The sequence below is a fragment of the Shinella sedimenti genome, assembly GCF_022601905.1.
Lineage (GTDB): Bacteria > Pseudomonadota > Alphaproteobacteria > Rhizobiales > Rhizobiaceae > Shinella > Shinella sedimenti.
Genome location: NZ_JAKVIN010000011.1, coordinates 15,238 through 30,594, shown reverse-complemented (window position 1 = coordinate 30,594; position 15,357 = coordinate 15,238). Strand labels below are relative to the sequence as shown.

The 15,357-nt window shown below is 56.0% G+C and carries 11 protein-coding genes and 3 pseudogenes; 6 read left to right on the top strand and 8 right to left on the bottom strand.

Annotated elements, in window-relative coordinates:
• Nucleotides 1-73 precede the first annotated feature (73 nt).
• Nucleotides 74-226 (top strand): hypothetical protein, encoded by a 153-nt coding sequence (locus MKI86_RS21815; RefSeq protein ID WP_241605288.1) that lies wholly within the window; start codon nt 74-76, stop codon nt 224-226.
• 209 nt (nt 227-435) lie between these two features.
• Here MKI86_RS21815 and MKI86_RS21810 read toward each other — a convergent pair whose 3' ends face one another.
• The 3 genes and pseudogenes from MKI86_RS21810 to MKI86_RS21800 form a co-directional block, all read right to left on the bottom strand.
• Nucleotides 436-717, bottom strand: coding sequence for a hypothetical protein (locus MKI86_RS21810; RefSeq protein ID WP_241605287.1), 282 nt, complete (start codon nt 715-717; stop codon nt 436-438).
• Nucleotides 718-1,000: 283 nt separating this feature from the next.
• Nucleotides 1,001-1,351: pseudogene (locus MKI86_RS21805) on the bottom strand (transposase); the annotation flags it as partial.
• Nucleotides 1,352-1,417: 66 nt separating this feature from the next.
• Nucleotides 1,418-2,047 (bottom strand): NAD(P)-dependent oxidoreductase, encoded by a 630-nt coding sequence (locus MKI86_RS21800; protein ID WP_241605285.1) that lies wholly within the window; start codon nt 2,045-2,047, stop codon nt 1,418-1,420.
• 258 nt (nt 2,048-2,305) lie between these two features.
• Here MKI86_RS21800 and MKI86_RS21795 point away from each other — a divergent pair, with 258 nt between their 5' ends.
• The 3 genes and pseudogenes from MKI86_RS21795 to MKI86_RS21785 all read left to right on the top strand — a co-directional run bounded on the left by MKI86_RS21795 (nt 2,306) and on the right by MKI86_RS21785 (nt 4,580).
• Nucleotides 2,306-2,653, top strand: coding sequence for a LysR family transcriptional regulator (locus MKI86_RS21795; protein WP_241605283.1), 348 nt, complete (start codon nt 2,306-2,308; stop codon nt 2,651-2,653).
• 475 nt (nt 2,654-3,128) lie between these two features.
• The gene (locus MKI86_RS21790) at nt 3,129-3,650 is read left to right on the top strand and encodes a hypothetical protein (protein WP_241605281.1); all 522 of its coding nucleotides are present in this window, start codon (nt 3,129-3,131) and stop codon (nt 3,648-3,650) included.
• A 176-nt stretch (nt 3,651-3,826) separates the two neighbouring features.
• Nucleotides 3,827-4,580 (top strand): annotated as a pseudogene (locus MKI86_RS21785) (IS5 family transposase).
• Nucleotides 4,581-4,643: 63 nt separating this feature from the next.
• Here the strand turns inward: MKI86_RS21785 and MKI86_RS21780 are convergent.
• On the bottom strand, nt 4,644-6,278 hold the full coding sequence (locus tag MKI86_RS21780) for a GGDEF and EAL domain-containing protein (RefSeq protein WP_241605279.1): 1,635 nt from the start codon (nt 6,276-6,278) through the stop codon (nt 4,644-4,646).
• A gap of 290 nt (nt 6,279-6,568) precedes the next feature.
• On the opposite strand from MKI86_RS21780, the gene MKI86_RS21775 reads away from it, so the two are divergent.
• Nucleotides 6,569-8,728 (top strand): sensor domain-containing phosphodiesterase, encoded by a 2,160-nt coding sequence (locus MKI86_RS21775; RefSeq protein ID WP_241605277.1) that lies wholly within the window; start codon nt 6,569-6,571, stop codon nt 8,726-8,728.
• Between the two features lie 390 nt (nt 8,729-9,118).
• On the opposite strand, the pseudogene MKI86_RS21770 reads toward MKI86_RS21775, so the two are convergent.
• Both MKI86_RS21770 and MKI86_RS21765 read right to left on the bottom strand, forming a co-directional pair.
• Nucleotides 9,119-9,325, bottom strand: a pseudogene (locus MKI86_RS21770) (IS3 family transposase); the annotation flags it as partial.
• 21 nt (nt 9,326-9,346) lie between these two features.
• Nucleotides 9,347-11,137, bottom strand: coding sequence for a sensor domain-containing phosphodiesterase (locus MKI86_RS21765; protein ID WP_241605275.1), 1,791 nt, complete (start codon nt 11,135-11,137; stop codon nt 9,347-9,349).
• Nucleotides 11,138-11,307: 170 nt separating this feature from the next.
• On the opposite strand from MKI86_RS21765, the gene MKI86_RS21760 reads away from it, so the two are divergent.
• Nucleotides 11,308-12,825, top strand: a complete 1,518-nt coding sequence (locus tag MKI86_RS21760; RefSeq protein ID WP_241605273.1) for a putative bifunctional diguanylate cyclase/phosphodiesterase — start codon at nt 11,308-11,310, stop codon at nt 12,823-12,825.
• Between the two features lie 472 nt (nt 12,826-13,297).
• On the opposite strand, the gene MKI86_RS21755 is transcribed toward MKI86_RS21760, so the two are convergent.
• Together MKI86_RS21755 and MKI86_RS21750 are read right to left on the bottom strand one after the other, a co-directional pair.
• Entirely contained in the window at nt 13,298-14,224 is a 927-nt protein-coding gene (locus MKI86_RS21755) for a hypothetical protein (RefSeq protein ID WP_241605271.1), read from the bottom strand.
• A 672-nt stretch (nt 14,225-14,896) separates the two neighbouring features.
• Nucleotides 14,897-15,268: a hypothetical protein gene (locus MKI86_RS21750; protein ID WP_241605269.1), complete on the bottom strand. Its 372-nt coding sequence runs from the start codon at nt 15,266-15,268 to the stop codon at nt 14,897-14,899.
• Nucleotides 15,269-15,357: the final 89 nt, after the last annotated feature.

Sequence of the window (15,357 nt, the reverse complement as noted above, 5' to 3'; positions counted from 1 at the left end):
AAAATCCCGCAAGTCAAATCGGACCATGTCTGCCAAGGCAGAGCGCCAGGCGCGAGCTGAGGGACAGCGTATAATGGACAGTCATCGCCCCCGCCTGGAGCGAGAATATCGACGCCGCGTGGCTCGCGACGGAAAAGCCTCGGCCGAGCGGTGGCTGAAGAATGAATCTTTTGCCATCGGCGCCCGCGTTGGGCGGCAGATGAAAGAGAAGTACGCCGACCAGTAGGCTCGCGCTTGCGGCGCGGCGCCTTACCCCTGGATTTCAAGCAATACTCTTTGATTCGCGGTGCGATGAAATCCGCCCCGTGGCCCGGCGAGTGTTGCCTCGTTAATCGAGGTCCGCGATCTGGGCAGCCACAAATCACTAAACATTTCAATGTTTCTAAGCGACAGCATCGATTCCCCAAGCCTCTCGGCTGCTTCCAGCGCATCAAGTTATGCAGTAATAGCGAGAACCCGAGCGCGGACCACGTTACTCAGCCGGTCGATCGCCATATCGGCGTGTTCGCGCAGGGATGTCTTCGCTTTCCTGCCATTCGGCAGTACCTTCTTTAACTGGCCGCGAAAATGGTTTGGTTGTTGAACCGCTGGCGCTCCATGTCGGACCATCCCTGCAGCCTGTGCGCCTGCCTCGAACTCGTCCATCATGAATTGAGCAATCACGTTCTCGGGGAAACGCACCGGGCCGGCGCTTCTGGTCGGCGCCAGCATGCACATGGCAGCATCGACTGCCCTCACGCGCTCGAACTCATGCGGCGGTAGATGCACGAAGGCATTGGTGGCACGCCTTTGCACAATGCGGGACGAGCCGGTTCGCCTTGTTCAGGATGGGCCGGTTGCACTTCGCTTCTCTCAGCTCGTTAGGCGCGGTCTTGTGCCTATTGGAGTGGTAGCCGGACGGGCGGAATACTGCTCGTATTCGTCGTCATCGACGTTCCGCCACTTCTTGATGCACCAGAAACGGTATTCGCGGCAGGTGCGCCCTTCCGGCCCCGTACCACCGATCGTAGTTCAGTGCCCACAGGCACGCCGGATCGAGATCATCCAATCCCGGCACACGCCTTTCACCATCTCGCTTTTCCGAGCAGGCGTTAGAGCTTTCGCCGAATGACATCCTGCAAAATCTCACGGTCCAGCGTCAGGTCCGCGACGATCTTCTTCAACCGCGCATTCTCGTCCTCGAGCTGCTTGAGCTTCTTCATCTCCGGCGGCAGCATGCCCGCGTATTTTTGTTCCAATTGAAATAGGTCGATTGGCTGATCCCTGCCTTCCGGCAGATCTCCGCCACCGACACTCCTTCATCACCTTGCTTCAGAATGAACGCCTTATGGGCGTCCGAAAGCTGAAGGATTCAGATCACACCGGGACTGCATGAGCTACCTTCTGGTGGTCCAAGTTGTCGTCCGCGCGCTCAACATCAAGAATGACCAATGAAAGGTTTTTGCCGAACGTATCGCTCCCCCTCAATGCAATCCAGAATGAAGGCGGCGACTTCCGCGCGGGTAATAGAGCGCAATTGCAGCCCCTTTGGAACATCCCCGACGATATGCAGTGGTCCTTTGTGAACCTGTCTTCTGAAAGGGGCCGGCCGTACGATCGTCCAGTCTAAATCTGAGTGTTCGATAAGAGTTTCCTGCAGGTCCTTGTCGGCGTAGCGATTGTGGGTGAAGAGTGGAAAGATGATCCGATTGTAGAGCCATCCTCCATGCCCCTTCGTTTCTCCAGCGCCAATTCCAGTTATTGTGATGAGGCGTTTCACGTTGCCGGCATGCATTGCGCTGATCACAGCCTTAGCGCTATCCGAGAACAAAGTCGTTTTGCCGATGTTATTTATTCCGATGGCCAGAATAACGGCGTCGTGGCCTGTGACATGCTTGTTCAAAAATCCTGTGTCCGTTGGAGAACCGGTAATCACGCTGATGCCGACTATCTCGGGCAGGTTCGCAGGATTACGCGTTTGCGCTGTGATGTGGTGTCCCCGCGCTACGCCCTGCTCCATCAGTATCTTTCCTACATTTCCGGAGGCGCCAAGAACGAGCAATCTCATAGCTTCTTCTCCTCGCTTAGGTGGCACTCACTCTCAGTTGATGGGCCACTGGATCTCTCGCCAACATCGACAAAGTTCACAGATGACTCTTCTTTAGCAATCTATGATGATCCGCTGCTGTAGCAAATCGGGCGTAAACATGTTTGTTGAGCTGCAGGGAGCAATCGTCAGGGCAAAGGAAAAGCGCTGGCGGTTCGCAAAGAACTATCGCACATTCAAGTCTTACACGAATGACAAGCATTTGTTTGGACAGAGGGAATGAAGAAACGCCGAACTCAGCTTAATCTTAGAGGATACCAGGTCTTCGAAGCTGTTGCCCGTCATAAGTCCGTGACTGCGGCGGCTGACGAACTGGGCGTTACACAGAGCGCTGCGAGCCATCAATTGCGCAAGCTCTCGCAAGCGACCGGTGAAAAGTTGATCGAGCGGCGCGGACGAAGTATCAGCTTGACAGATGCCGGACGAAAACTCGCCTCTTCGCTCGAGAGTGCATTCGATCTGATCGAGCAGTCCGCGGCATCGGTAGTTGGCGGTAGCCGTTCCATGGTACGGCTCGGGCTCTACTCATCCTTCGCCGCAGGCGTAAAAGCCCCATTCAAAAAATGAATAGGACACCGTGGAGCCGAAGGCTAACGTATATTTACAATTAATACAATGTCTTGAGCGGCAAGTTGATACGATATGTATACGTACTCCACGGCGCGCAGGAATGGCCAGAACATCTGCCGCGAAGCGGGTGATTACGCTAGCGCGGGGGGCGACGGTTCGATTCCCATCGAGAGCTTAAGTTCCACTCGTGTCCGAGGTCCAATCTTCGTGCGCTGCCCAGTTGGAAACAAGGGTACGTGGAGCGCTTCGATTGCAAGGATAAGAGCTAAGACGAGAAGCTGTACGGGGCCATGTTGCTCGAAGGTCACGGCAGGCGGTGATAGTTCGCCGATGCATCGATGTCGTCTAAGCCTCAATGCGGCCAAACCGCCACTGTGTCCGCCGAGCTTGGTGCCAAAGGGGGATAATTATTCGACCTGCGGCGGCACATCTTCGAAACTTTCGCGCGACGACAACGTTGAGTTCCTGTTGCTTGAAGCCTGTTCAAAAACAATTTCTTGCTAGCGCATTAGCGGGTCGAGAACGCATCGAGGTTGTAGAACGAAATAAGTTTGCTAGAATTTATCAGCGACGAGGGGTGAACGTGTACAGAGTACCAACATATGCGGTGGTTCTTTTTGGATTTTTTGGCTTCAGCCAGTTCGCTACTGCTGCTGATCCTTGCGCTGGTGTCGATCGAAGCCTCACGAAACAGAACAAGGCCGAATACGCAATGCTCATCGCCAAGAGCCTGGATAGAAAGGTGAAGCCTGCGAGTGTTGAAATTGATGCGGCCCTCCGTTATGAAACCTGGGCCGTAATATACGCATCAACACCTGTTGGAGACCCAGGGTATTTCTTCTTTGACAGTTCCTCCGGCGCACCGGTGTTCAAAGATGTCTGGGGTGGTATGGCTGATGACGGAGATGGGCCTGTTTTGATTAAGTGGGCTCGGAAGCTGGGTGCAAACAAGGAAATTGCTTCGTGCTTTTCGCACGTCGTGATGAGTGACTGATGCTTTGACGCGGCCCACCCTGAAGTCCTTTTTGCTGCGGCGCCGTTCCATGAAACAACGGGCCGGTCAGGCGCGTTATGCCGCAAAGGAGCGGGCTAGGGTCAAAACCCATTGATCGCGTTGATTTGGCGTAGAAAATCAGATTCAAGTTTCCAATCAACGGATTGGAGGCTTGGATGGGTCGGTTGTTTTGGCTGTCGGATCAGCAATGGGCGGTCATTGAACCGCTGTTGCCGAGGAACAAGGGCGGTGCTCGCCGGGTCGATGATCGTCGTGTGATCTCCGGCATCATCCATGTTCTCAAGGTCGGGTCCCGGTGGTGCGATTGTCCGGCCGACTATGGCCCTTCGACCACGGTCTACAACCGCTTTAACCGCTGGTCTCGCAAACGGTTCTGGACTGACTTGGTCGAGGCGCTTGCGACGTCCGGCGCGGTCACCAAAAGCACCTCCATCGACAGCACCTACGTCAAGGCGCACCGCTCGGCCCATGGCGGCAAAGGGGGGCGAAAAATCAAGCTATCGGGGCTTCGCGGGGCGGGCAAACCACGAAAATCCACGTTCTCACGGACGTGATCGGCCGCCCGTTTGCGTTCATGCTGACAGGTGGTAATGCCGCTGACAGTCCGGTCGCGCCACACTTGCTGGCTGGTCTGAAGGGCGCGAGATATCTCCTTGCAGACAAGGGATACGACGCAAACAGTCTACGAAAGCGGCTGCGCCAATCGGCAATCGTCCCAGTGATCCCAGGCCGCTCAAATCGTAAGCGCCGATCCGGTATGACGCCAAGCGCTACAAGAGCCGCCATCTCATCGAGAATGCCTTCTGCCGCCTGAAAGACTTCCGGCGCATCGCAACGCGTTACGACAAGCTTGCCAGAAACTTCCTATCTGCGGTCGCCTTGGCTACCCTCGTCGCCTTTTGGCTATGATTGAGTCTGAACCCTAGGATAGTGGTTCGATCTACGTGGATCTGCGATCCGCTTGACCAGCGCTTATCTTGCCATGCGCCAAGTGTCCTTCCCTGCGGCCTTGGCAGCATACAGAACCGCATCCGCCTTCTGAAACATCACGCTTGGGTCACTCGGCCATGTCTTGCTCCACGCGGCCCCGACGCTTGCTCTGACTGGGACATTTTGGTCCTGAACCAGTTCGAAAAACGGTTCTCTGACCGCTTCTACGATCCGCCCGGCCACCGACCCTAGAAAACGACGGTCTGTTCCAATCAGCAAGACGATGAATTCGTCTCCGCCCAGGCGAGCGACGATATCGCCTTCACGGATCACGGACCGTATCCGGCGTGCCGTCTCGATAAGTACGGTGTCGCCGGCCGCATGGCCGAGTGTATCGTTGACCCTCTTGAACCCATCGAGGTCAATTGCCAGAACCCCGAGCGAGGCCTGCGCGTGATCGCGTCCCATCTCTCTTTGCATGCCGCGACGGTTGAGAAGACCTGTCAAGCTGTCAGTGTCTGCCTCGCGTTCCCAGCGGGCTACGCGTTCGCGCTCATCGGTGATATCGATGGCCACGCCAATGATCTGAGCCGGTCTGCCCTCGGCGTCCCTCTGGAGGTGGCGATCACAGCGCATCCAGCGCTCGCCATGCGATGTCTGCAGACGGTATTCGACCGAAAAGCGATCCCGTTCACCGGCTACAATCGCGGAAAGATCAGCCTTTTCCCTGTCTTCAGGATTTATCTTTGCAAGATACTCCTCTTCGCCGAGAGGTCTCGCGCCGGATCCGTCGATGAATCGCGCCAGTTTTGTTGATGTCTCAAAATGTTGTTTTGGAATATCCATATGCCAGAAACCGCCCTCAAGGGCGTCGATAGCCATCGCCAGCTGCGCATTCGTCTGCGCGAGCTGGCGCGACGCCTCACGCTGATCGCTCACGTCCTCGACCTGTGAAACAAACCGAATGATGTCCCCGGCGCCATCACGCATGGCAATCACCGAAAGCACTGTTTCGACGGTGGTACCTTTGGCCGTAATGTAGCGCTTGTCGATCTTGTAACCGTTTCGCTTGCCGGCCAGAACCTGCTCGAAGAGAGCAACATCCGCATCGATGTCATCCGGATGGGTGATCGAGCGGAAATTGGTGCCGAGCAATCTGACAGCGTTGTAACCAAGAATTCGACCAAGGCTGCGATTAACGCGGCGGAGAATACCGGCCGGATCGACGATCGCCATGCCAATCGGAGCATGTTCAAATGCATTGTCGAAGAGAGCCTGGCTTTCGGAGGCGCGGGTTTTGAGATCTTGCTGATCACTCAGATCAGTCGTCATTGTCAGGATACCTCGAACATCTCCGTTTCCATCCTTGTGGGGGACATAGGTCACCTTGACGTGGCGCCTTTGATGTGTGTTCAAAAGATCGTATGCAAAGCTGACGGTCTCGCCCTCGAGGGCGGCCTCCAGGTGATGTCTGAGGATATCGAGATTCGGCCGCGATACGACTTCATCAACGCTTTTTCCAACAAGTGCTTCGAGTGTTGTTCCGCGCCATTCCGCGTACGTCTTGTTGGCGGCTAGAAATCTCAGGTCTGGGCTGAGGTAACAAACCATTCCCGGCAGAAGGTTCAACATCACGTCCGCTGACGGCGCTCCGCTGCTTTCCGAGACCCGATCCATCAGTCACCTCCCATCGTGTGCCAGTATGTCATACCGTAGTTAACAGCACATCTTAACGAATGCGGCTTGGCGGCGCGCGTCACGGGCATGTAAGGCAGACCAACAACATTCCAACCCGTACGAAGAAAGAAAGGGGAGCGCATCCGGCGTGGCTCAAACCCCTTTAAGTTGTTCATGTACGGCAGGTTCGGGCTCAAATTACCCGAGCAGGCCATCTATTAATCATGTTCATTCGCGTTTCTAAAACGCAATATCTCTAGGCTCTGCCTGCGGAATTGATGAGTTATGAAATGGCCGACACTTTCCCGTTTCCTGAGAACGAAGACGGACGTCGCGACGCGCTCCGCGACTACGCTATTGCTGGCACACCGCCAGAAGTCGAGTTCGATCATATCGCGAAGCTTGCGACAGAAATCTTCGGCGTACCCACAGCGTTGATTTCATTTGTCGAGAAAGATCGACAGATCTTCAAGGCAAAGGTCGGGTTTGACGCTTCCGAAACAGCACGCGATCAGTCGTTTTGTGCCCACACCATCATAGGCAAGGAGGTAATGGTAGTCCCAGACGCAACCGCCGACGCTCGTTTCAAGAACAACCCGCTTGTTACTGCAGAACCAGCGATCCGGTTTTATGCAGGCGCACCGCTCACCACCGATAGCGGCCACAATATCGGCTCGCTTTGCATTATCGACAGCAAGCCACGACCGGCCCTGACGCTGGATCAGCAGCGGACGTTGATGCGATTGGCAGAGGTGACAATGGATCATCTCGAGCGCCGTCGTCTCCACGAACTCAACAAGGCAGCGTTCAGCATCGTTGCCGCGATGCCCGAGGCTCTGGTCGGTGCAGATGAAGCCGGCCAGATCAGTTTCTGGAACCCTGCTTCCGAGACAATCTTTGGCTATACTCGCCAGCAGGCACTTGGCAAGCCGCTCGAAACTTTGGTGGCGAAGAGCGGCTGGCATGAGCTCAAGCGCTTCCTGAAAGACAGCTGCACCCGCCGTGCCCCATCGCGGCTGTCGGTCGAGGTACTGATGCGAAAACGCACCGGCGTAGAGTTCATGGCTGAAGTAGTCCCGGCCAGCTGGGAGCAGGATGGCGGCCTGCAGATCGCCCTCATCGTTCGCGATCTGTCGGCGCAAAACAGCATGCGCGATCATCTTCGCTATCTGATCTCCCACGACGTGCTGACCGATCTCCCAAATCGCTCCCGGTTTCTGGAGGTCATTGACCAGCATCTGCGCTCTGACGATCCGTTCGCAGTCCTGAAAATCGGTCTCGACGCATTTGGAACAGTCAACGGAAGCCTCGGCATGGCAGCGGGTGACCGGGTCCTGAAACAGATCGCCGACCGTATTCGGCAGTCGGTTGGCGAGCACACCACGGTTGCACGTCTCAGCGGCGACGAATTCGGAGTGCTCATCGAGGGAAAGAACTACAGCGCTGTCGCGGAGACGATCCATGCAGCTTTTAAGGATCCGGTGCTCGTTTCCGGGCTGGTTGCCCAAATCGGCGCAAGCGTGGGGATTGTTTCTGTATCGTCAAATGAAGCCTTCAAGGACGCCAACTCGGTCTTGAAAGCAGCGTTGCTGGCTCTGCATGAGGCCAAGGCCAAGGGTGGTGCAACTGTCGAGGTTTATCGTCACGCGATGAGCGTGAAGGCAGATGGGCAACGGCGTCTCGCGGAAGACCTTAAGAGGGGTTTCGAGGCTGGGGAGCTCGAGCTCTTCTTCCAGCCACAGATCGATTTGGAGAACTCCAAGATTGTCGGCGCTGAAGCTCTTTTAAGATGGCGCCACCCACAGCGTGGGCTGATCTCGCCAGGTGAGTTTATCCCTGTCCTAGAAGTCAGCAACATCGCCACTCGTGTCGGTCAATGGATACTGGAAAGCGCTTGCCGCTTCGCTGCTCAACTTGCCTCAGATAGCTGTTTGATCAGAGTCGGCGTGAACCTGTTTGCTGTTCAGTTACGTGATCCTGATATCGCTAAGCACGTTCAGAGCGCGCTTTGGGCAACAGGTTTGTCGGCCAACCTTCTCGAACTGGAGATCACTGAAACGACCGTCCTGCGGGCAGAGGCAGATGTCCTCACGCAGTTAAACCTTATCCGTGAGCTTGGCGTCGGGATTGCATTCGACGATTACGGAACGGGGTACGCGTCCCTTAGCCTCCTAAAGAGGTATCCCTTGACGCGGCTTAAGATCGACCGTGAGTTCGTAAAGGCAATCGACACCACGCCGGCGGACACAGCGATCGTGGAAGCCGTTCTGAAGCTTGGACGAAGTCTGGGACTGGAAGTGATCGCCGAGGGCATGGAGACAAATGCGCAAGCGCACCTACTGAAGTCACTTGGATGTCGGTTCGCACAGGGCTATCTCTACGGTAAGCCAATGACCGCTGCTGAATTCCATAACCTTGCCCGGCAAACCCACGTTCAGCCCACGCTCTGAAGCTTTCCGCTAGTCCTTGACAGAGGTCCTCTAACAGCGTTCATTTCACGGATGTTGGCGCCGCCTGCGGTGTTTCCGCGATGTGTTTGACCCCACAATCGGCGCCGATGGTCGACCCCGGCCGCACCGGAGAAACCACAAACGTATCAGTATGTTAATCTAACCGGACCGGAGTCATTCTTCAGCGTCGAAAAGGGGCAAACGTCAACGCGTATCACAATCGGAGAAGGCTTATAAAGTGATAATGCCTTCTCGGCGGCGCTCAACGCCGTTGAAGCTGCAGCCTCGGAGGGATAGTTCGAAACGGCACGATCGGACGGTGCTACGCGCAGCACAGTTGAGCCGTCTCTGCTAAGGGGTCAACATTACGCGCCGATTGACAGTCGGGAACAACGCCCTGACGTAGGCCCGTCCATCAAGATCGCGCGACACAAATTCGGCTCCCTGATCGACACAGATCGTCTCCGGATAGCCAATCTGAAGCAAAGAACCGTTAGGGCTCGCAGCGTCTGACGGGTCGGGAACGAAGTCCATCGCCCAGGCATCATTCGGGCCGGCAGCCATTTGCCGTTCTTCTCGAATTTTTGCCTTCACCCGCAGCATCCTCCAGGGACGGTTCTACGGCCTAGAACTTATTTCAGCACTGAAGCGGCGTGCCCAGTCTTCAAAGGCCGTGACCTCGAGGGGCTTCGAAAACAGGTAGCCCTGTAACTCATCGCAGCCCCAGTCCGCCAACCGATCCTTAATCTCATCGGTCTCGACGCCTTCTGCGACGATCCGATAGCCGAGTTGATGACCCATCGCGATGATCGAAGCGACCGCGGTCGCGTATGTCGGTTTGGTCAGGATGCCAGCAATGATGGAGCGATCAAGCTTGAGCACCTTGGCCGGAAGCTGAAGCAGATAAGCAAGGTTACTGTAACCGCTACCAAAGTCATCTATTGCGATAACCACCCCGAGATCCCGTACAGCATGCAATCTCGCAAGGACCTTTTCATCTCCTATCACAGATACGTCCTCCACGAGCTCGATTTCAATCTGCGCGCTTGTGACACCAGTCTCTGTGATGGCGGCTGCCAGCCGATCCACGAAGTCGACTTCCTCGAGATTGCGGGCGCTGATGTTAAAAGAACAGTGGACGGCCAGATTGGCGGCATTCCATTCGGCAATTTGCTTGCAGAGGCTGCGCAGGACCCAGTCCGTCACATCGCGGATCAACGGCGTCTTTGTAATTAACGGCAGGAATTGACCTGGGAACACAACACCCAGTGTCGGATGTTTCCAGCGTAGCAACGCCTCTGCGCCACTACAGAGTCCCGTTCGCGCGTCGACGCGAGGCTGGTAGACGAGGAATAGCTCATTCTCAGCAAGGGCCCGTGGTAGTTCTAAAGCCAGGGAGTAGGACCGCTTTTGGGCCGCGTCGGCGACTGGATCATAAAGGGCCACCCCACGATGGTCGTCTCGAGCTTCTCGCGCTGCCTGAAGCAATGTGCGCAAGATATCAGGCGAGCTTAGTTCCGCATTTGTCATCTTGCGGGCCCCGCACCCCGGCGCGAGCTTCGCCGGAATACCGGAACTCGTCGCAAACGGTTTGCGAAGTTCGCTAGAAAGCACATCCAATATGGAAAGCGCGTCGCTCTCGCCGTCGAGACAGAAAGCGAGGTGCGTTGGCCCGACGTGATAGATCGTTCGGCTCCCGAGCCCTGATCGAAGAATGCTTACAGCGTGCGCAATCTGATCATAGAGATAGCCGAGCCCGAGTGCACGAACAGCTTCATTGGATTCCTGGAGGCCTATGAGTTCTATAACGACGACCCACTGAGTTTCAGCATCGTGAAGCCTGGAAGTGTCTTTCAGATCCGCAAAGAACTGAATGCGGTTTGGCATTTTGGTCGCCGCATCGCGGTAAGTCAGGTCACGATCGACGCGGACCTGAGTCATTACCAGATCGGCGAGATCGCGTAGAGTATCCTGATCGTCCTGCGAGAACCGCTTGGGCCGGTGATCGACAAGACAGAGGGTGCCGACCGGATGGCCGTCGTGAGTTAATAGGGGTTCGCCCGCATAAAAGCGTATCCGAGGTTCGCCCAGAACAAGAGGGTGGGCGCTGAACCGAGGATCGGTCGCAGCGTCTTCGACCACGAGTGTCTTGTTCTGCTCGATTGTGTGGGTGCAGAAGGTCTGGTCGCGAGGATTCTCAGTCATGTCAGTGCCGAGATGCGATTTGAACCATTGCCGATCGGTGTCTATAAATGTGATCAGGACAATCTTCGTGCCAAATATCCGCTTCGCGAGCCGGGCGATACGATCGTATGCCTCTTGGCTACTGTCATCGTCCATCAGGCCGAGCTCTTGAACCAATCCAGCTCGTCGTTTTTCATAGGCTTCGGCGACAAGTTGCTCGTGCATCGAACTGTCCTCCACATCAGGCGTTACGGCTTCTGCCAGCTTTACGATTAGCAACACCTCTAATCCAAGTGCGGCGTAATAGTTCGTTAGCGGGAGGTGAAACAATGATCCATGAGCAAAGTTCGAGCTTTAGGCCGGCATCTCACCTAGCTGCATTGAGGAGATTTTACATGCGCCATCGGGTCTCCATCAACGATCTTGGCATCATCCTCGCGGCGGTGGCCGTGCTGGCTTACTTGTGTATCTCCCTCGACATCTTTGTTACGCAAGGGCAGGTGTCGTCTGCGGAACAGGCAGTTGAGCTTGATGAGATGCTTCTTCTTGGCGTCGCGTTGGCTATCGGCTTGCTCATTTTTGCAGTACGCCGCTACTTCGAGCAAAAGAGAGAAATGCATCGCCGGCAGGCTGCTGAACGCCATGTTCGGGAACTGGCCTTCCAAGACCCGTTGACCGGCCTTGCCAACCGCCGACATTTCGAGGATGCGCTCAAAATTGCGGCTGCTTCCCCACCGGCAGCCGGCTCGTCTCATGCCGTCCTCATGCTCGACCTCAATGGCTTCAAGAAGATCAACGACAGCTATGGACACAGCAGCGGCGACCAGGCGCTCATCGTCGTCGCCCAACGGCTACTCGGAGCAGTTCGAGCGCAGGACCTTGTCGCGCGACTGGGTGGGGACGAATTTGTCGTGCTGGCGTCACATGTCTTGGGGGCAGAGGGCGCCGGCGCGATTGCGTCGAGGATTATCCATGGTCTGAAGGCCCCAATCGTCATTGATGGCATTGAGCATACGATCGGGACAGGGATTGGCGTTGCGCTGCTTCCTGCAGACGCGGAAACGACAGGCGAGGCACTGCGCAAGGCCGATGTCGCGCTTTACCGAGCCAAGGCGGAACATCGTTCAGCCATCCGGTTCTTCGAGGCGGAAATGGATCAGCGGGTGCGCGAGAGGGCACGGCTGGAAAGGGCACTGGTATTGGCGGTCGAAGAGGATCTGATCGTCCCCCGCTTCCGACCGACACTGGATTTGCGCACGGGCAACGTCGTAGCCTTCGAAGTCTCGCCCTCATGGCTTGAAGATGATGGCGAGGAGATTGACCCGGCCCGCTTTATGGCAATTGCCGAGGAGACGGGACATATCCACGTCATAGGCATGCGCCTACTGGCGAAGGCATGTGAAGCCGCAACGCGATGGCCATCCCACATTCGCGTTGCCATTGATCTGATGCCCGGGCAGATCAAGGATCCAAAGCTGGGCGAAGCAATACTCGCGCTACTTTCTTCCTCCGAGTTTTCCCCTGAGCGGCTTGAATTGGAGGTGGCCGAGAACATCATCGTAAATGATCTCGATGGCGCCAAGGCGGCGCTGGCGCCTCTCAGGGCGGCTGGGGTCAAGGTCACCCTGGATAATTTCGGGACGGGCTATTCGAACCTCTACCACATGCAGGAGTTTCATTTCGACAAAGTCAAAATCGACAGGCGGTTCACCGATAGGCTGGGTGAAGTCGAGGCCGACCGCGTCATCAAGGCGCTTGCTGGACTTGGGCACGGGCTTGGCCTCGTTGTGAGCGCTGACGGCCAACCAGGGCTGGGCCATCAGGCGGCGCTGCTGGAGTCTGGTGTCGAGCAAAGTCAATCGAACCAAGACTCAATCTCAGCGGACGACGCTGCAAGTCTTGTTCAGGGATAGATGTCGCGTTGGTGATCCCAATGCTTCGCGACATCAATTTCACCGCCCATAAAATGGATCCTCTATACCGTTGATTAGATGCAAGCACATTTTTTATTCACCAGACGCGAAGATATCGCTCAGAGTGGGCGTCACAGCTGCGGCCCTTACCCCTCCGGAGCGGTGCAAGCATCAAGACCGTAGCACCCGTCACTGGTCAGGCGGTCACAGGAGCTGACATCAACGAAGCCGCTTCCTTCCTCGCGCATTCTCACATCCGATGCAAAAGGGCTCGAAGCGCCCGCGTTCGAACGCGGTATTGTACCCGAAGGCGGGGCGCTTCTCCATTTCGAATTTGTAGGTTCCTATGACTCGAGATACTCTGGGTCGCTCCCAACAGACGGCACTCTCGGGCTTGCCGTGAAATTTTCATCGCCGCCCCTGATGTCGCGATTGTTGCTTTGCTCGCGTTGAGTGGTATCGCTGAGCGAAACTACATCAGCGTGCCCAGCGCGATGCAAGAGGTTTCCTGCAAGCCCAGTTCCCTGAAGTCAGGTACGCTAAGACGGACAGCAAAGGCCTGCGCGATCGCCTCAGCGTCGCCAGAAGCCGTCGCGCCAGCACGGTTCTGAAATATGGCTGCCTGTCGTTCCATGTTGGAGAGGACGTCAACCCACTGAGGCGGCCGACTATTGATAGCGTTGGCGGCCTGTCGGAAGGAGTTCGTAGTATCCCGCCATGCGACAGCAAGCTGGTGCAGCGCGGCAATTGCCTCGGGATCCCACAACTTATTTTGCCGAAGAGCGGCCACGATGTGGATATTGTGCCTCCGCCACTGATTGATATCCGTCTTTATCAAGCGGTCGTATTCCGCGGAGCAAACGGGTGCCACGGCGGCAATGAAATTTGCGATCGCTGGAGGATTGCCGAGCGAGTCAAAAACGAAGGTGCAGTCGCGATCGGTGAAACCCAGATCTGCGGTACTTGCCTTAAAATCATATCGGCTGGAAGCCAGACCATCAGCGGGTGGCCATTGCCAGTTGTCAAGATCGGCAAGAAAGCCGATGCGGGCCTTGTTGATATCAATTCTTGACTGTCCATAGCCAAGAAACGCTTCCAGTTTGGGGGAGGGAGGCAGGCTCTGTAGTCGCGCGATGGCAGCGGCTAAATCAACGTTCACGGCTTGCAGCAGCTTAGAGAGCGTTTTGGCCTCGGCAGGGGTTGGTGGAGCTTCTCCGCGCAAATGGGCCGCCGTCAGTTCCAGGGTTTGGTCCCTGGCTGCCTTGAACGTCTGGTGATTACGGCCATCAATGATGGCTCGGCAGATGGTATTCGCTTCTGCGGCGAAACCCAGATCGGAAGCCTGAGCCACAGGCGGTGTCAACAGAAGAGCAGAAAGTAGGAGCGCGCGCTTGAGCATAAGAAGTCTCGAAACTTTGTTCATCGTTGATATGACGTGCTTAAAGCCATGAAGCTTGGGTTCGTAATTCGCTTTTTTGCTCGTGGTAAACTGGCAAGGTCGGAACTCGCGCCAACGAGCCAGCACTTTAGACCCGGCTCGAAAGCGGCGTCAGCTAACATTTAAAAAAACGGTTCATCCTCGCACCGCAAAGCGCCAGCAACTGATCAGAGCGGTCGTGGAGAGTAGTGGATCTTTATGCCCGAGTAGTCCGTGAGCTGACGAAATACGCGGTCAGCAGGATTATAATCAACTTCCAGTAATGACGGGCTGTGCCAAGTGAGCGTCACATCACTGGCCTCAGAAACAAAAATGTTCCCGGACCCGTGAGGGACATCGTGGTCAGCTAAGAGAGAAATGTTTATAGACTCCGAAGTGGTAGCGCCGCAGTTGCGCTTGAATGCGACAGCTTGCCACTCACCGCCCAGATTATTTGTTACCTGGAGGATGACGTTGTCGCAAAAATCCTGCCGCACAACAAGCCAGAGCCCCAAGGTGCAGGTAAGCCCAACAGATAACACTGCACCCCCGTAGAGAAATCTTCTTAGCGACATTATGCCCCTCTTTCCAAGATTGGATGCTTGCCGAAACCCGTCCACGCCCGGGCTATGCTTCGGACTTGGGAGAGCCAGATTACGGGCAGTTTCCGATGATCGAACGGACACGAAGAACCGGCAACCCTTCAATATCAGCGGCATCGGTGTAAAAGGAACCGTCCACTACCAGGCATTCATGTGCCTCCCATGCCGCAGCAATGCGTGCTGCATCCTCATGGCTGGCCCTCAGTTTGGGCATTTCGACGTTCGCCCATAAAGGTCGCAGAGGGTCGTGCCCAGGATTATCCAGCTCTACGATCCCCAGCCATGGGCAAGGCTGGGTGGTGCACATAATCCCTGTTCTACCAACCGAGAATCGGCCGTTGATCGGCTCGATCTCCGTCGCTCGTAATGGGGCGGCGATACAGAGCATGATCAAGCCGGTTAACAGGAAACGAACACCAGACATTTCTGACTCCCGATATGATGGCAGCAAGATTTGCACCACTCTTCATCGATAAGACGTTTGCCCCGTCGAATCCCTTGGCGGAAGGCAAG